The organism is Amycolatopsis anabasis, from assembly GCF_009765355.1.
GTDB classification, from domain to species: domain Bacteria; phylum Actinomycetota; class Actinomycetes; order Mycobacteriales; family Pseudonocardiaceae; genus Amycolatopsis; species Amycolatopsis anabasis.
The window spans coordinates 193,559-208,797 of sequence record NZ_VTHK01000015.1 but is presented as its reverse complement, the minus strand read 5'-3'; the positions used below and the strand labels follow the sequence as shown (position 1 = coordinate 208,797).

The 15,239-nt window shown below is 67.2% G+C and carries 20 protein-coding genes and 1 pseudogene; 11 read left to right on the top strand and 10 right to left on the bottom strand.

Annotated features, from left to right (window positions below; genetic code table 11):
- The coding region (locus tag FXO23_RS21410; RefSeq protein WP_484476993.1) for a P-loop NTPase family protein at positions 1–191 on the bottom strand (191 nt) is incomplete at its 3' end.
- Between the two features lie 462 nt (positions 192–653).
- On the opposite strand from FXO23_RS21410, the gene FXO23_RS21405 reads away from it, so the two are divergent.
- Both FXO23_RS21405 and FXO23_RS21400 read left to right on the top strand, forming a co-directional pair.
- Positions 654–1,505 carry a hypothetical protein gene (locus FXO23_RS21405; protein ID WP_158887152.1) on the top strand — a complete coding sequence of 284 codons (852 nt, stop codon included), beginning with the start codon at positions 654–656 and terminating at the stop codon, positions 1,503–1,505.
- A gap of 454 nt (positions 1,506–1,959) precedes the next feature.
- Entirely contained in the window at positions 1,960–2,256 is a 297-nt protein-coding gene (locus tag FXO23_RS21400) for a hypothetical protein (protein WP_158887151.1), read from the top strand.
- 26 nt (positions 2,257–2,282) lie between these two features.
- On the opposite strand, the gene FXO23_RS52285 is transcribed toward FXO23_RS21400, so the two are convergent.
- From FXO23_RS52285 to FXO23_RS21385, 3 genes are all read right to left on the bottom strand, one after another.
- A complete protein-coding gene (locus tag FXO23_RS52285; protein WP_158887150.1) occupies positions 2,283–3,569 on the bottom strand; it encodes a hypothetical protein in 1,287 nt (428 codons plus the stop codon).
- Between the two features lie 352 nt (positions 3,570–3,921).
- A complete protein-coding gene (locus FXO23_RS21390; RefSeq protein ID WP_158887149.1) occupies positions 3,922–4,188 on the bottom strand; it encodes a hypothetical protein in 267 nt (88 codons plus the stop codon).
- Positions 4,189–4,569: 381 nt separating this feature from the next.
- Positions 4,570–4,779 (bottom strand): hypothetical protein, encoded by a 210-nt coding sequence (locus FXO23_RS21385; protein WP_158887148.1) that lies wholly within the window; start codon positions 4,777–4,779, stop codon positions 4,570–4,572.
- 424 nt (positions 4,780–5,203) lie between these two features.
- On the opposite strand from FXO23_RS21385, the gene FXO23_RS21380 reads away from it, so the two are divergent.
- Positions 5,204–5,947 (top strand): hypothetical protein, encoded by a 744-nt coding sequence (locus FXO23_RS21380; RefSeq protein ID WP_179956829.1) that lies wholly within the window; start codon positions 5,204–5,206, stop codon positions 5,945–5,947.
- 174 nt (positions 5,948–6,121) lie between these two features.
- On the opposite strand, the gene FXO23_RS21375 is transcribed toward FXO23_RS21380, so the two are convergent.
- Positions 6,122–6,514, bottom strand: a complete 393-nt coding sequence (locus FXO23_RS21375; RefSeq protein ID WP_158887147.1) for a hypothetical protein — start codon at positions 6,512–6,514, stop codon at positions 6,122–6,124.
- Between the two features lie 245 nt (positions 6,515–6,759).
- Here FXO23_RS21375 and FXO23_RS21370 point away from each other — a divergent pair, with 245 nt between their 5' ends.
- The 4 genes from FXO23_RS21370 (at position 6,760) to FXO23_RS21355 (ending at position 9,378) form a co-directional block, all read left to right on the top strand.
- Positions 6,760–7,104 (top strand): hypothetical protein, encoded by a 345-nt coding sequence (locus FXO23_RS21370; protein WP_158887146.1) that lies wholly within the window; start codon positions 6,760–6,762, stop codon positions 7,102–7,104.
- 272 nt (positions 7,105–7,376) lie between these two features.
- On the top strand, positions 7,377–7,934 hold the full coding sequence (locus tag FXO23_RS21365; RefSeq protein ID WP_343034500.1) for a DUF5994 family protein: 558 nt from the start codon (positions 7,377–7,379) through the stop codon (positions 7,932–7,934).
- An 80-nt stretch (positions 7,935–8,014) separates the two neighbouring features.
- A complete protein-coding gene (locus tag FXO23_RS21360) occupies positions 8,015–8,992 on the top strand; it encodes an acyl-CoA desaturase (RefSeq protein WP_158887144.1) in 978 nt (325 codons plus the stop codon).
- 2 nt (positions 8,993–8,994) lie between these two features.
- Positions 8,995–9,378 carry a lipopolysaccharide assembly protein LapA domain-containing protein gene (locus FXO23_RS21355; RefSeq protein WP_158887143.1) on the top strand — a complete coding sequence of 128 codons (384 nt, stop codon included), beginning with the start codon at positions 8,995–8,997 and terminating at the stop codon, positions 9,376–9,378.
- Here FXO23_RS21355 and FXO23_RS21350 read toward each other — a convergent pair.
- The 5 genes from FXO23_RS21350 to FXO23_RS21330 form a co-directional block, all read right to left on the bottom strand.
- On the bottom strand, positions 9,338–10,192 hold the full coding sequence (locus FXO23_RS21350; protein ID WP_158887142.1) for a hypothetical protein: 855 nt from the start codon (positions 10,190–10,192) through the stop codon (positions 9,338–9,340). The genes FXO23_RS21355 and FXO23_RS21350 overlap by 41 nt on opposite strands.
- A 34-nt stretch (positions 10,193–10,226) precedes the next feature.
- Complete coding sequence (locus FXO23_RS21345) at positions 10,227–10,460, bottom strand: hypothetical protein (RefSeq protein WP_158887141.1); 234 nt, start codon at positions 10,458–10,460, stop codon at positions 10,227–10,229.
- Positions 10,461–10,696: 236 nt separating this feature from the next.
- On the bottom strand, positions 10,697–10,873 hold the full coding sequence (locus FXO23_RS21340) for a hypothetical protein (RefSeq protein ID WP_158887140.1): 177 nt from the start codon (positions 10,871–10,873) through the stop codon (positions 10,697–10,699).
- A 61-nt stretch (positions 10,874–10,934) separates the two neighbouring features.
- Positions 10,935–12,212 (bottom strand): hypothetical protein, encoded by a 1,278-nt coding sequence (locus FXO23_RS52280; protein WP_158887139.1) that lies wholly within the window; start codon positions 12,210–12,212, stop codon positions 10,935–10,937.
- Positions 12,213–12,708: 496 nt separating this feature from the next.
- The gene (locus tag FXO23_RS21330; RefSeq protein WP_158887138.1) at positions 12,709–12,963 is read right to left on the bottom strand and encodes a hypothetical protein; all 255 of its coding nucleotides are present in this window, start codon (positions 12,961–12,963) and stop codon (positions 12,709–12,711) included.
- 131 nt (positions 12,964–13,094) lie between these two features.
- Here FXO23_RS21330 and FXO23_RS21325 point away from each other — a divergent pair, with 131 nt between their 5' ends.
- The 4 genes and pseudogenes from FXO23_RS21325 to FXO23_RS21310 all read left to right on the top strand — a co-directional run.
- The gene (locus FXO23_RS21325) at positions 13,095–13,376 is read left to right on the top strand and encodes an iron-sulfur cluster biosynthesis protein (protein WP_158887137.1); all 282 of its coding nucleotides are present in this window, start codon (positions 13,095–13,097) and stop codon (positions 13,374–13,376) included.
- A 446-nt stretch (positions 13,377–13,822) separates the two neighbouring features.
- Complete coding sequence (locus tag FXO23_RS21320; RefSeq protein ID WP_158887167.1) at positions 13,823–14,116, top strand: GlsB/YeaQ/YmgE family stress response membrane protein; 294 nt, start codon at positions 13,823–13,825, stop codon at positions 14,114–14,116.
- A gap of 71 nt (positions 14,117–14,187) precedes the next feature.
- Positions 14,188–14,634: a hypothetical protein gene (locus tag FXO23_RS21315; RefSeq protein ID WP_158887136.1), complete on the top strand. Its 447-nt coding sequence runs from the start codon at positions 14,188–14,190 to the stop codon at positions 14,632–14,634.
- Positions 14,635–14,756: 122 nt separating this feature from the next.
- A pseudogene (locus tag FXO23_RS21310) lies at positions 14,757–15,183 on the top strand (fatty acid desaturase); the annotation flags it as partial.
- Positions 15,184–15,239 lie beyond the last annotated feature (56 nt).

The following is a 15,239-nucleotide window of genomic DNA, read 5'->3' as shown; positions in this document are numbered from 1 at the left end:
GCGCCGCGGTGATCGGCGGCGAGTTCGGTGAGCATCGCGGCATATCGCTCGGCGTGCAAGATCCCTTCGATGATCACGTGATAACCGTGATCGAGGGCGCAGCGGGCCACGGTGGAAATCAGGCCGATGTTGACGCCGTCGGGAACGTCGCGCTCTTTGAGCACGGTAAGCCGCATCACGTCCTGCTGCACAAGCGCGCAAGTACGGCCCAACCGTGAGCGCACCGCGAGCGCAGTGGAGCTCTTCCCGCAACCCGATTTACCGCGCAGAAGAGTCAACTGGCACCGACATCCTGCGGTCTTTCAAACAGATCGACAAGTTGGTCCCATGTGGACTGACTGTTTACCTGGTTCTGGACAACCTTTCCGCCCATTCCACCCCCGCGATCGTGAAGTGGCTGGGCCACCGCCGCCTGCGCCGAGGCCTCTTCATCAGCGTCTCTAACGTGACCACTGCGATCGCGACCCGGGCCGAACGCTGAAACGATGATCCACAGCCCTTTATCCGGAAGGCCACCGCCGAAGTGATCATCGCCAAGATTCAACGCGGGCGGGCCGCCCTCCACCAGATCAAAACACAGACAGGCCCCTAGCCAGCACAGGTACTCTGTATGAGCGGACGACACGACGGATCGGGAAGTACTTGGTGACGGTATGGAACTCGCGAGCGGGCTTGCAACGACGATGAGACCGATGTCCAGCGGGCTCGGCTTTTACGTCACCAAAGAGATCGCAAGCGTCTTGTTGCCCGGCGTGGTTGTTTTGACGGAGTTGACTGTCCTAGCAGCCAAGGTCGCTCAGGTCGACATTGGTTCCCTGTGGAAAAGCCTCGGCAGCATCACGGGCGCTGGCCTGGTCTTACTCGTCATTCTGGGGGTGTCCGGTGCCTACGTGATTGGCTACCTTACTCGCGAACTTGGCTTCATGACCCTATTGATGACTGACAAGCTTCTTGATCGCTTTCCAACGCGGAGGCGCACGGTGTCACCGTCTGACTGGGTCCTTGTTCGCAGGTTTTTCGGCGACCGGTTTACCGACGACCTCGTGACTTTGCACCCGGTCCTACGCCATTTGGATCGCGAGCTGAACGAGAGAGAAAGCCAGCCGGATGTCGCAGTTCCGCCAGTCCAGGGAAGTGGAGTGAGGAAAGGCGACGTTACGCATTCGACGACCGTGTTCACGTACAACAAAAATTGGCTTCGGCAGTACGCACCACTGCTCGGTATCGAACACATGGAAATCGAGGTCAATATCCTTCTGTCAACGCTGAGCCCCGTGGGGCTGCTTGCTGGCAACATCCTGGTGGCCTCCAACGTACCACTATGGCTCAAGATCGCGTTCGTACCGATTACTGGTCTGATTTGCTATGCGATCTTGAAGTCTGCGATTCGCGTGAAGCGCGCAGAGCCGTGGGCTGCTCTGCTGCACCTCGGATTCGACATGGCAATGCGCACGGCCCAGTCCATGTATCCTACGGCGATCACAACTGGCGGCGCCAACAGCTAGGGGCCTGTCTGTGTTTTGATCTGGTGGAGGGCGGCCCGCCCGCGTTGAATCTTGGCGATGATCTCTTCGGTGGTGGCCTCCCGGATAAAGGGCTGTGGATCATCGTTTCAGCGTTCGGCCCGGGTCGCGATCGCAGTGGTCAGGTCAGAGACGATTCCCATAGCTCCACCTACCCGCTAATTCACCGACGGACCACTAGCTCGAATGCCAACCGAGTCCACCATTCATCGGACACTCCTGCCCGCGAGCACGGCGCCCGGCGCCTGCTGTGTCAGTGAATGGCGCGTCGATGCCGCTCCGCGTGGGTGTCGCTCGCGGACCCGAACACGCGTAGCGTGAGGCCGACACGGGGCCTGGACCTTGCCTTCGCACACGGATGGCTGCGGGTCCTGGCTGATCACGCGAACGCGGCGCACACTGCCGGGGCCGGAAGCGGCCGGGAGCAGGAGCGATCATGAGTACTCAAGCCCAGGCCCGGCTCGAGGATTATCACGTGGAAGCGCACCGATTCGCTGTGACGGTGACCCGCAACGGTGCTGGCTGCACGCAGGTAACGGTCGTCGGGGAAATCGATGCGAACTCGCTCGATCTGCTCGATCGCGCGTTTGTTGTATACGCCTGGCGAGCGCGTAAACCCGACCGGAAGGACATCCCGGCGCGGGCCACGCTCGCAAAGCCGCCTGTCGAGGATGACGATCGATTCTCGACAGGCGGCCCACGACGTACGCGGTGGCTCTGTGCTTTCCGGTGACTGGCTGGAAAGCGCGCGGCTACCGGTCAGCAGGTGCAAACCCCGGTGTTGGTGGTGCCGTTGATGCCATTGGCGCCGCCCAGGCCGATGGCACCGTCGGTGAGGACGAGGGTGTCTGTGCCGTCACCGCCGTCGACGGTCCCGGAGTTGCCGACGCCACCGGCGCCGAGGGTGCCGCCGGAGCCGCCGGAACCGCCCGCGCCGGGGGAGCAACCGGTGCCGCCGTTCCCGCCGGTGCCGCCGGTACCGCCCTGGCCGCCGGTCACGGTGAGGTTGTCGTCTCCGAGGCCGCCGCCGACTGTTCCGGAGTTACCGACACCGCCAGCGCCACCGGCGCCGCCGCCACCGCCGGCACCTCCGACTTCGCCGGTGGTGGAGCCGTTGCCGCCCTTGCCTGCAGCCCCGGCGTTTCCGCCGAGCCCGCCGGTGACCTTGAGCGTGTCGTTGCTTCCACCACCGTTGAGGTTCCCGGAGCTACCGACGCCCCCGGCTCCGCCGACGCCGCCGAAGCCGCCGGCGCCGCCGCCGTGACCGCAGCCACCGGCGCCGCCCAGACCACCGATCCCGCCGGCGCCACCGGCGACGGTGAGGGTGTCGAGGCCGTCGTCGCCGGTGATGGTTCCGGAGCTACCGACCCCGATACCGCCGACACCTCCCGCGCCGCCGACGCCACCGACACCACCGGTTCCGGCGCTGGGGCCGCTCACCCCGCCGGCCGCGCCGAGGCCGCTGAGGCCCCCGGCACCACCGGTGACGGTGATGCTGTCGTTCCCGAGCCCGCCGCGCAGAGCACCGAAGCTGCCGATGCCCCCGGCTCCACCAGCACCGCCGACACCACCAGCGCCACCGGCACCCCCGAGGACCCCGGCGCCACCGGCGCCACCGGCACCTCCGACGCCGCCGAGCCCGCCGGTGACGGTGATGGTGTCCGTGCCGTCACCGCCGTCGAGGATCCCGGCACTACCGACCCCGATACCACCCACACCACCGGCCGCACCGGCGCCGCCGGCGAACCCGGCCGGATGGGTGCTGGTGCCGGGGTCACCGGCACCGCCTGCGATGCCCATGGTGCCCGCGGTGCCGGTGACGGTGATCGTGTCGATTCCGGCGAGGGCAAGGACGCTGCCGTTCACCGGGCCACCGGTGATGGTGATGTTGTCGTTACCGGCGGTGCCGGTCAGGGTGAGACCGCCGGGGATACCGGCGGTGCACACAATGTCGTCGCCGGATCCGTTGGGAGTGCGGGTGCACCCGGCCGGATCAGCGTGGGCCACCGCGGGGGCCGCCACCGCGAACCCGGCCACGGTAGCCACACCGATCAGACCCCGATGGATACGACCGGCCGTACTGACACGTGCTGTCGATCTCATGATCAACCCCTATGGTTGGGTCGCTGCCGCGACACGAATGCGCGGCAGCGGAAACGATCGGACTATGCGGATTCTTTTGCAGGACAATTCGGTGCGACGACATGAACAGCAGTTCCGCCGCACCTGATAGACCGTTGAAGGAAAAAAGGGTCTCCTGTGTGGCTCAGGACTTGCCCACGACGCGACTTCCGCGAAGCGCGGGCCATCTGCGCGGCGACACCTGAAGAGGAACCCCCTCGGTGACGTCCGTGTCGCTACTCCGGGCAGGCGTAGTCAGGGATCCCGCCTGTGGATGTCAGAGAGCGCCTCCGGTCAGCGAGGCCAGAACGGCCTTGACGGCATCGCCGATGCCGTAGGCGGTGCCGGTGACAATCCCGACAACCGAGTCGACGAGGCCACCGAGAATGGGGATGCCGGTGCCGGGGCTGGCGGCATTGCCCGCCATGGCGGGCGAGGATGCGGCTTCTGGCAGAATCGCCGCGCCGGCCAGTGACTGACCGGCCAGGATCATGACACCGGCAACCGCGGTCACCAGCAAGAAACGTTGCGCGAGTTTCACCATCACAGATACTCCTTCATCTGAAGACGCACCCAAGGTGAGAAAATGACCTTCCTGGCGCATCTTCGCGAAAAATACGTGTGCGGCCGAGGTCTTGAGCTGCGGAGCCCACCGTAGACCTGAACCAGCGAAACGCACCCGCCATGGCCTCGAAAGCCCCGATCGTGTGATTCCGCAAAATTTACCACTCGGCCGCATGAGTGACAACACTTCCCGAATCGGCCTATAACAGGATCTTTCAAGCGCCCCCGCGGAGCAAGAATTTCCGGTCGCCCACGGGCTCACGGCGACCGGAAACCCTGGACACCGGCTTCGTCTCGACCGCGCCTCCTCATCGACCACGTCAACTCCGTGCGTGGCGACGCTGAGCGGACTGGTGAGCGCTCACGTGCTCTGCGCCAACGTGACGACGACGGCGTTCCCCGCCACCTCCGCGGCCACCGCCTCGGTCGCCGACACGACGGTGAACTGCGCTGCCATCCCGACGATCACGATGCGCGTCGCCCACTCCTCGTCGACCACGACCTGCGCGGGACCACCGGCAGCACCACCGTCGACGTCCTGCAGGTCGGCAACACCGTGGTGATCGGCCACACCACCCAACCCGCCCCGAACGCCACGGTCAACCTCGGCGCGGTCTCACTGATCCTCAACGAACAAATTCCGTTCACCAGCCCCGACAACGGCCCCTCGGCCTGGCCACGGTGAACGTCATCGTGGCCTCGTCCGAAAGCGACATCCACAATTGCCCATAACGAATCCGGCCAAGGCGGCGGCCCGTGATCACGAAAACCTGCGGTCGGTTGATCCAGTCACACATTCCGCATTTGTGCGGAATGTGTGCTATTATCGCGAGAACAAAATCCAGATTGGACTATCTATTTTCAGTTGACCGGTGTAGCGTCCAGGGTGGTTGTACATTGACCGCCGGTGACCGCTCCTGCGGAACGTTTGAGCTTCTTGCTCCTCCACCATCGGTCTCAGTTCCAGGAAAGTCCTCATGCGACACAATCGCACCATGCTCACCCTTGCCGGCGCGACCATCCTGGCCGCCGGCACCGGCGTCCTCCTCCCCATGGCCGCGCAGGCGCAGGCCACAGCCGTTGCCTGCAGCGAAACGGCGCTGGTCACCGCGATCACCGCGGCCAACGCCACCGGCGGCGGGACAGTGACCCTGACCCCGGGCTGCACCTACACCCTCACCGCCAGCCATGGCGACGACGGCGTGCACGGCCCGGCCGGCCTGCCGATCATCACCACACCCATCACCCTCGAGGGCAACGCCAACACCATCACCCGCGCCCCGACGGCGTCCGCGTTCCGCATCGCCCAGGTCGACCCCACCGGCGGCATCACGCTCAAAGCGGTCACCTTCAGCGGTGGACACGCGGCCACCACCGGCCACAACAACGGCGGCGGCATCCTCAACTACGGCGCGGTAACCCTCACCGGCAGCGAACTGTCCGGCAACACCGCCGACGGCCTCGGCGGCGGCATCTACAGCACCGGAACGCCGGCCGCGACCACCTTCACCAGCAGCACGGTCAAGGCCAACACCGCCAACCAGGCCGCCGGTATCGCCAGCGTCAACGGGACACTCACCCTCACCAGCAGTGTGGTCAACACCAACACGGCAACCGTGAATCCCGGCGGGATCTACTACGTCGCGGGCTCGGCCACACTCAACACCTCCACCGTCACCGCCAACATCGCGACCAACTGCACCGGCAGCCCTTCCCCCGTTCCCGGATGCATCGGATAGACACCTCGCTCCACCCCACCATCGCTCATCAGGCTGGGCCGCCCGCATCCGCGGACGGCCCAGTGCCAATTTTTGTGGCTTTCCGGGATGACAACCGGCAACGATGCGCCGGCGAGACCCGGAACACGGCCAGGAACCACCGCTCCTGGCTTGGTGTTCCGGGTGCTGGAGAAACTACGCCTTGGCGCAGGCGACGAGGACGCCGATGGTCGCGGCGGCGGCAGTGGCGTGGGCGGCCGCGCTCGCCGCCGCGGCGGTGGCGGCAGCGGTGGTGAAAGCACCCAAGTTGGCGGCGGCGTCATTGATCGCGGCGGGCGTCCCGGTGAGGACACCCTCGGCGAACGCCTTGGCCGCGGCAGCGGCGGCAGCGGCGTCGGCGACGTTGGCCGCGGCGACGGTGGCCGCGTTCGCGGTGTCCACGGCAGCGGCGATAGCGGTCGCGCAGCTCGCGGGAGGGGCGTTCGCTGCGAAGCTCGTGGTGGACGCGGCGGCGCTGATCGGCGCCATGGTCAACACCGCGAGGGCGCTGACGGCGAGAGATGAGGCCGCGATACGGCGAATGTTCATGAGGGAACTCCTGTCACTATAAAGGCGAGCTCCCGGCAGGCCCGGCGAAACTGCTGAACCACGGGAACAAAGTCGGTGAAAACCGAACCGGCTCATACCATGAAGTGGAGCACCAAACGAATATCAAATACGAAAAGGCACCCGTACGTGTCTACCTTTCGGACCCCACCAGCCCTGGCGAGTTGCCGAACAACCCGGAAACGGGGACACCGTGAAGAGTAGAAGACGATCAATTTCGGGCCCTGTTGCAGTTCTGGGGCCGCGAACAATTCGTTGAGCACCTGGCTCGCACTCCCCTCGACCATGACGCGATGAGTCCGGTTCACCAGCCGCTGGTCACCGTGCTCCGGGAGATCAGCACCGGTCACCTAGCCCTGCTGTGGGCGGTTCCGCCGGGCTCGCGGACATCGCACGGTCCAGATCGCCCTGGAATGCACGTCATCGACGACGCGATCACCGTCGCCCGCGCCGCCGCCACAGCCGACTTCATCGAGTTCGGCGACCTACTGGTCAAAGAAATCGGCAAATCAAACCGCGGTACCCGACGCGACCGTCGTCGCCGAGATGATGTCCGCAAACTGGGGCCGTGACCAAGTGGTACTCGCTGCCCAGGCCGGAGCCGACCGCCTGATCTAACCAACTCGCCTGCGGATCGGCGTCGGTGGCATTGTGCGCCGAGCACGCACGGTGACCAAGCGCGCGCATTGTGGTTTGGCATTGTTTGAGTCGAGGATCCGCCGTTGTGCGCCGGAAGGCGTAAGATCGATGGTGTCGAGAGCATTTCGTATGCGGGTAGTCAAGTCCGCGTCGTCCTCGACGGCAGTCCGGCTGGCGGGTTCAGGCCGGAGGTGGGAGTACCGACATGAGGTCGGTCCCGAGTACATTGATCGCTACCGGTTCCGCGATGGCCGTTGGGCCGTCCCGAGCGCGGGTGCAGTTGAAGCCACAGGTCTCGTCGAATACACGGTTTGTCGATGGCGCCTGGTGGCCTCGATCGCGGAATCTGTCCGCCGAGTTGCCTGCGTTGCTGGCCGCGTTGCGGCCCCGGCTCGGCCGGATCGAGCGGATTACCTACAACCTGAGTATCTGGGATCTGGCCGTGCGCAAGGCCGCGATTGGCGACCACGTGGTGCGGCTGGATGGGTTCTTCTCGCAGGCTCCTGATCTCGTGACCGTGGTCGGGTCGAGTGGCCGGACGCGCCTGACCTTGCTGGTTGTGCCGCCGGAGACGGCGGACGTGGCCGCGCATCGAGTGCTGATGACGGCGTCAAGACCGGACAACGTCGACGGTACCGATGTGCTGCTCACCGCCCATCCCGTCACGGTCGCTGCCGTGGTCGGCGGCGAGTTTGTCGGTGAACCGGATCGGGCCGCCGAGCGCTGGGAGGGTGACGGCGGCCGCGTGTACGAACACGCTTGACCCGTCCCGGCCCCGCGCGTGTGGCCGGTGTGCCTCGCACGCGTCGAGCCTTACCTCTGCGATCTGAAATGGCGATTGCCATGACCACAACCACTGTGACCACCCCAGCACCCCGCTCCTCCGCGGGCCCGAAAGCGTTGCTGTCGGGGCAACATTCCCGGGGCGAACTGGCGACGATCCGGCTGTTCCTTGTCTTCCCGTTCCTCGCGCTGATCACACTCGTGGTCCTGGTGTGGGGATGGGGGCTGAGCTGGCTGGACGTCGGGCTGGCGGCCGGGTTCTACGTGCTGACCACGCTCGGGGTGACCGTCGGCTACCACCGGTATTTCACCCACGGCGCGTTCAAGGCGGCCCGGCCGCTGCGGGTCGCGCTGGCCATCGCCGGCGGACTCGCCGCCCAAGGCCCGGTCATCGGGTGGGTAGCGGATCACCGCCGCCACCACGCCTTCTCCGACCGGGGAGGCGACCCGCACTCGCCGTGGCTGTATGGAACCTCCCCGATCGCGTTGGCCCGCGGGTTCTGGCATGCACACCTGGGGTGGCTGTTCGGCCGGGACAAAACCAACTACGCCCGGTTCGCCCCCGATCTGATCGCCGACCGCGACATCCGGATGGTGGACCGGCTGTTCCCGGTATGGGTCGCGTGCAGCGTGCTGATCCCCGCCGGGATCGGCGGACTGGTCACCCAGTCCTGGTGGGGCGCGATCACCGCGTTCTGCTGGGCCGGGCTGGCCCGGATCTCCCTGCAACACCACGTGACCTGGTCGGTGAACTCAATCTGCCACATGATCGGCACCCGCCCGTTCGCCAGCCGCGACAAATCCGCCAACTTCTGGCCGCTGGCCATCCTGTCGATGGGCGAATCCTGGCACAACTCCCACCACGCCGACCCCACCTGCGCCCGCCACGGCATGCTGCCCGGCCAGATCGACATCTCCGCACGCACCATCTGGATCTTCGAAAAACTCGGCTGGGCCCACGACGTCCGCTGGGTACGCCCGCAACACCTCGCCCGCACGAAGACCTCTCCAACACCAACGATGAACGAAAGCCGCTGATCATGCCCCTACTACACCGAACTCATCCCGCACCCGATCCCGAAACCATCCCCGCACCACCCGACGGCGATCACGCCGCGACCACACCCGAAACGACACCGCCCGCCGAGGCACTGCCGCAGCGGGCGGTCCGAGGCGTGCCCCGGACTCGCGCCGGAGCAGCCTGGGTAGCCCTCGCCGCCGCGGGGCTGCTCACCGTCGCGCTGATCATCTTCCTCGCCCAGAACACCCGCAGCACCGAGATCTCATTCCTGTGGATGACCGCGAGCACACCACTGGCGCTGGCACTGCTGATCGCCGCGGTCGGCGCGACCCTGCTCACCCTGGTCCTCGGCACCACGCGGATCACCCAACTCCGCCGCCTGATCCGGAAACGCCGCCACTGAGCCGCCGTGAAGCGGCCGCAACACCGGTCGCCCCGGCGATCGCCAGCACCATGCCCGCGGTCGCGGCGGCGGCGAAACCGGGACGGACACGGTCGCCGAGATACACCAACCCGACCAGCGAAGACAACGCCGTGTTCGTGGTGAACATGACAGCGGTCGCGGCCGTCGCGGCGCCCTGCTGCAACGCCATCGCGAACACCACCGCCGCGGCAAGTCCATTGAGGACGATTGCCCATGCCGACGGTTCCAGAGCGATCCGCCAGAGCGGGCCGGCAAGATCCAGCGTTCGCGCCGAAACACCAACAACGCTGAATCCGAGCCCGGCGCCGAACGCCATCACCGGAGCCGTCCACGGACGGTTCCGGTGCTTGGCATAGAACGCGAGTGCCGCGACCACCACCGCCATGCCCAGCAAGACCAGCCGCCACCCTATCGCGACGGAGTGTGCCGGACTCGGGTCAGCGGACAGCCCCAGCAGAACCAAACCCGCCGCGCCGACGCCCAACGCGACCCATCCCGCCGCGCCCAGCCGCGTGCCCAGGAAGGCGGAGATCGTGGCCGTCACCCCGACGCTGAACGCGAGCACCGACTGAACCAGAAACAGGGGCAGGCGGTGCAACGCCGCCGCGGCGAACACGAACCCCAGCACATCCACACCGAGACCGAGAAAGTAGATCCACTGCCGCCGCAACCTCACCAGATCGAGCGACGTGCCACCGTAGGCACCAGCCCGCCGGACCCCGGTAGCTTCCAGGATCGACCCACTACCCGACGACAACGCCGCCAGAACAGCGAAAACATACCCGAGGACCACCCCACCAGTGTGGACGGCAGACACCCGCCCCGCATCAGCCCATGCCTGCTTCCGTGGCGACATTGGTGTAGGTCAGCTCGCCGTCGCTGCGTGTCGGCTCACCGTCGACGAGGCGCTCCAGCGCCCTCTGATCTTGTTGTTTGTGGCGGCGCTGACGCAGCAACGCCTCGCGTTGGACATTGCCGAGACCGATCGCTAACGGTAGTACCGCTGCCGCCGTGACGTCGTGGGCCGGATCCTCGAGCTGAGCATCCTCGCCCGCGACCACCAGGTCGTGCTGCTGCTCCCCTCCCGGAGAGTCCGCCGTCCTCTCCGCCGCCGACGCGACCCGCGTCCGCGCCGACCTCCGCCACGCCCTGCTCACCGCCGCCACGTCTCGCGCACTGGACCCCTGACAGATCGTCCACACAGCCGGAAGTGGTGTGAACGCGGCGGATGGTTGGGCGATTTCATGCTGGGTGGCACCAGCCGCGCGCCCAACACAGCAGCTGCCCCACCGACCGATCAGGAGCCGGTGCGCAGCGCGGCGAAGTCGGCGTGAGCCTGCGCGAGGGCGTCGGGGTACGCCCGGACTTTCTCGTGCTCGGCGAGCACGCGGTAAACCTCCGGACAGGCTCGGGGTTTTCCCCTTTGCGTGTGCCGGAGCACGATGCGCGGCACGACGGCTGGGGGCAGTGGCACCGTCGCCGGTATTACCCGGTGATGGTGCCGCTGCCCGTGGATACCGCTGTATCTCTGTGGGTTAGCAGGTGCAGATGCCGCCGTTGTTGATGCCGGCGACGCCGTTGCCGCCGGCGAGGCCGCTGACGCCGTTGGGGGTGGCGATGGTGTCGGCAGCGTCGGTGATGGTTCCGGAGTTCCCGAGCCCACCAGCACCCGCGGCGCCTCCGAGGCCACCAGGACCACCGGGGCCGCTGCAGCCGGTGCCGCCGTTACCGCCACCGGCGCCGTTACCGCCGTTGCCACCCGTGGCGGTGATGCTGTCAATGCCGGTCCCGCCGTTGAGGTTGCCGGAGTTCCCGACGCCACCGGCACCACCAGCACCACCGACGCCACCAGCACCACCGGGCTGCACGGCACTGGAACCGTTGCCGCCCTTGCCACCGACGCCACCATTGCCGCCGAGCCCACCGTTGGCCTTGAGGATGTCGACACCGGCACCGCCGCCGACCGTCCCAGAGTTCCCGATCCCCCCGGCACCACCAGCACCGCCGACGCCACCAGCGCCGCCGCCGTGACCGCAACCACCAACGCCACCCGCCGCACCGGTACCGCCGGCACCGCCGTTGGCGGTGACATTGTCGAGACCGGGATCGCTGAGATCGCCGTTGAAGGCCCCGGAGTTCCCGACACCGCCCGCCGCACCGGCTCCACCGATACCCCCAGCGCCCGCGCCACCGGCGACGGCACCACTGTTGCCGCCCTGGCCGCCGAGCCCGCCGTTGCCGCCCTTGCCGCCGGTGAGGGTGGCGGTGTCGTTGCCGGCGGCCCCGGTGATGGTCCCGGCGTTCGCGGCACCACCGATCCCGCCCACGCCGCCGTTGCCTCCGGCGCCACCGGCGCCGGAGGCCAGTCCGAGCCCGCCTGCCCCGCCGTTGCCGCCGTTACCACCGGCCCCGCCGGTGACGGTGATGGTGTCCGTGCCCGGACCGCCGTCGATGATCCCGGTGCTCCCCACACCGGCCCCGCCGACACTGCCAGCTCCGCCATTGCCACCGGCACTCCCCGCTGGGGTGCCCACGGTGCCGTTGGCGCCCGGTGGCCCGTTGGTGCCCGAGACCCCGGCGGTGCCGGTGACTCGGATCGTGTCATTACCGGCGAGGCCATTCACAGTGCCGTTCACGGCACCGCCGGTGATGGTGATGACGTTGTCCGCGCTGGTGCCGTCGAGGACTTGACCGGCGGGGATCCCGGCGGTGCAGGTGAAATTGTTGCCGCTTTGCGTGCAGCCCGGCGGCAACGCCCACGCCTGGGCGGGAGCCAGGAGAACAAACCCGGCCGCGGTGCCCAAGCCGATCAAGGCCCGACCCGCCCGGCCTGCCGTGCTGATTCGTGCTGTCGATCTCATGACCAACCTTCCACCCGTGAAAAGGAGTCCGGGACTGATGCCACGGACCTGCGGGGGTGGTGTGATGACCGGGTTCTGGGGTCACTGCCCGGTGCCGCCTGCATGAGGGCACCGGATCCAACCAACACCCTCAACGCCACAGCGTTCGCGCCCTCCACCGGGATAACAAGACACACGACCACAAGTCACCCACGCGCGACCAAATTCCCACCGATAGCCGCCACCGCACCGAGAACGTCAGCGGGTCGACCGGGATACCGCGCCGGCGGCAACCGGTGCGGTCCAAAGGGCACGTGACCCGGATGGCGGCATCAGCCGCCCGGCTGACCGCGAACGGATCTGTGGAATTCGCGCGGGCACGCACCGGGCACTGATACCACCTTCTTGTCTCACGCTCCTGTAACTCGCTCACCAGGGCATTCCGGGTGAGCGTGCAAGGGTGTCGGGTCTAGGCCGTAGCGGCGGCCTCGCCGCGTTCGTCGAGCATGCCCGCCACGCTGGAGCCTCCTCGGACAGGCCGGTCAGCGGGGTCGCCGTCGGCCAGGCCCCGGACATGCTCATCGCGTTGCGGATCAAACTCGACGAGTTGGGCCACCGGCCTGCCGAGGTCCACATCAGCCGGGCCGACATTCTCGAACTGCTGGATGTGTTCGCCGAGATCGGCGAGAACGACGGCGACAGCCGGGCTCGTCTGGCCGCTCACAGCGCGGTTACCGCGATTGGCCGTCGACCGGCCGGAATGTTGGTCGGGGAGGGGGAGTTGATCGCGGGCCGCGTACAGTCGGCGGTATCCCGCAATCTGTGTGGGAGAGAGCGAGAATCTCGATGTTCACCATGACCGAGTCCGCCACTGAGGCCATCAACCAGCTCACCGCCGCCCAGGATGTCCAGCGGGAGGGTGGCCTGCGGATGACGCTGGACGGTCTTCCCGAGGACGGTGCCGCGCTCTGCGTTGAGATCGCCGCACACCCGGCACCCGGCGACGACATCATCGATGCCGCGGGCACCCAGGTGTTCCTCGCCCGCGAAACCCGTGTCCGCCTCGCCGACAAGGTCCTCGACGCCCGCAAGGACATCGACGGCCACTTCACGTTCCTGGTGGCCTCCCCGCACTGACACCGTATCCACACCAGGCCGACCCGGGCCCCGGCACGGACGAGGCGCCCGCAAATCGACCGGGGGTACCGGTCTGGCATCGGCTCTGTTCGCCGGCCGGGAAGAGGTCTACCCTGGGAAGGGCATCACCCGATCGTGGTTTCCTTCCCGTCGGGCCCCGTCGTCGTTCAGCGCGGCGGATCATGGTGCAACGGACACTGCTCCGGACCTTGGCGGCGGACGCGCTGAGTCGCAGTCGCGCCAAGAGAGGTTGTGCAGACATTCACGCGGGCTGTGCCACCGATTATGAGTGGCGATCCTGACAGTCAAACCGCTACTGGAGAATCGCCCATCCTCCAGGTTCCGTTCACCACCGCCAGGAAAGTCCGCAATGGACTATCCACATGAGACTGTGTCTTGATCGCCGGAACATTCGCGATCTAGCGGACTGAGGAGTTTCTGTGAGTATGGGAATTATCGCCTGGACCGTGCTCGGCCTGGTCGCCGGAGTCATCACCCAGAAACTGCTGGGCCGCAGGACGAAACACGGCATCATCGTCACAATCCTGATCGGCATCACCGGAGCGTTACTCGGCGGCTGGGCCGCGACGGCGTTCTTCGACGTCGACACCACCGGACGTTTCTTCGACCTCCCCACCTGGATCATCGCCATCATCGGATCCGCCCTCCTGCTCCTGGGCTACCACGCGATCACCGGTAGCAGCCGCAGGCACTGGCCGTTGACCCGCGCCCGCCGATGACAGGCACACCCACCGGGCGACGGCACCGGACTCCGCGCCCCGGATCACCCACAGCAAGGGACACCACCATCATGACGCAGCCAGAACCTTATCCGAACGCAGACCCCGGCCGTCTTGTGCCGACGCCCGCCAGTCGCCCGTCGCTACTCGCCGAGGACCAGGGCCTCGACGACCGGCGATGGAACCGGATCCGCATGATCCAGGTGTCATGCACGGTCATCACCGTGCTGTGCGGACTATTCGCCGCGGTGCTCATCGCGCAGATCATCATGGTCGCGGGCGACGCGAATCCCACCAACGGGGTCGCGGCGTTCGTGCACAACTGGTCAGCAGGGGTATCCCTGGGCTTCGACAACCTATTCACCCCGGCCAGCGCGACGACCCGGGTACTGCTCAACAACGGCCTCGCCGCCCTCGTGTGGCTGGGCATCGGCGCGGTGGCCACCACCCTGATCCGCCGCGTCACGCTCCCTGGCCCACGCCGAACCCGGCACCCCACCAGGTCCAACCTGCATTGACTCCATCATGACCACACCCGACCAGACCACCCCTGCACCACGCTGTCCAGCCGGCGCCAAGCCTCTGGTGTCGGGGCAGCATTCCCGGGCCTCCCGGGCCGAGCTGATGACGATCCGGCGGGCTGTTCCTGATCGCCCCGTTCCTCGCGCTGGTCACCCTGGTGGTGCTGGTGTGGGGGTGGGGGCTGAGCTGGCTCGACCTCGGGCTCCCGAGCGGCTTCTACGTGGTGTCCACCCTCGGGTATCACCGGTACTTCACCCACGGCGCGTTCACCGCGGCCCGGCCGCTGCGCATCGCACTGGCGATCACCGGCGGCCTGGCCTCACAGAGCCCGGTCATCGGGTGGTGACCGACCACCGCCAGCACCACGCCTTCTCCGACCCGACGGCGACCCGCACTCGCCGTGGCTCTACCGCACCACACCGATCGCGCTGGCCCAGGGTTTCTGGCACGCGCACCTGGGCTGGCTGTTCGGCCGGAACAACACCACCATCGCGCGCTTCGTCCCGGACCTGGCCACCGATCCCGACATCCGCACGGTGGACCGGCCACACCGCAACGGTTGGCCCGCATCGCTGTACGGGGTTCGAGCACGTGACGGTGT

What these genes read in the sequence shown, in the direction of transcription:
- FXO23_RS21405 (WP_158887152.1), top strand. Translation starts at nt 654, where the DNA reads ATGGAACTCGCGAGCGGGCTTGCAACGACGATGAGACCGATGTCCAGC.
- FXO23_RS21400 (WP_158887151.1), top strand. Translation starts at nt 1,960, where the DNA reads ATGAGTACTCAAGCCCAGGCCCGGCTCGAGGATTATCACGTGGAAGCG.
- FXO23_RS21390 (WP_158887149.1), bottom strand. Translation starts at nt 4,188, where the DNA reads ATGGTGAAACTCGCGCAACGTTTCTTGCTGGTGACCGCGGTTGCCGGT.
- FXO23_RS21380 (WP_179956829.1), top strand. Translation starts at nt 5,204, where the DNA reads ATGCTCACCCTTGCCGGCGCGACCATCCTGGCCGCCGGCACCGGCGTC.
- FXO23_RS21375 (WP_158887147.1), bottom strand. Translation starts at nt 6,514, where the DNA reads ATGAACATTCGCCGTATCGCGGCCTCATCTCTCGCCGTCAGCGCCCTC.
- FXO23_RS21365 (WP_343034500.1), top strand. Translation starts at nt 7,377, where the DNA reads ATGAGGTCGGTCCCGAGTACATTGATCGCTACCGGTTCCGCGATGGCC.
- FXO23_RS21360 (WP_158887144.1), top strand. Translation starts at nt 8,015, where the DNA reads ATGACCACAACCACTGTGACCACCCCAGCACCCCGCTCCTCCGCGGGC.
- FXO23_RS21355 (WP_158887143.1), top strand. Translation starts at nt 8,995, where the DNA reads ATGCCCCTACTACACCGAACTCATCCCGCACCCGATCCCGAAACCATC.
- FXO23_RS21325 (WP_158887137.1), top strand. Translation starts at nt 13,095, where the DNA reads ATGACCGAGTCCGCCACTGAGGCCATCAACCAGCTCACCGCCGCCCAG.
- FXO23_RS21320 (WP_158887167.1), top strand. Translation starts at nt 13,823, where the DNA reads ATGGGAATTATCGCCTGGACCGTGCTCGGCCTGGTCGCCGGAGTCATC.
- FXO23_RS21315 (WP_158887136.1), top strand. Translation starts at nt 14,188, where the DNA reads ATGACGCAGCCAGAACCTTATCCGAACGCAGACCCCGGCCGTCTTGTG.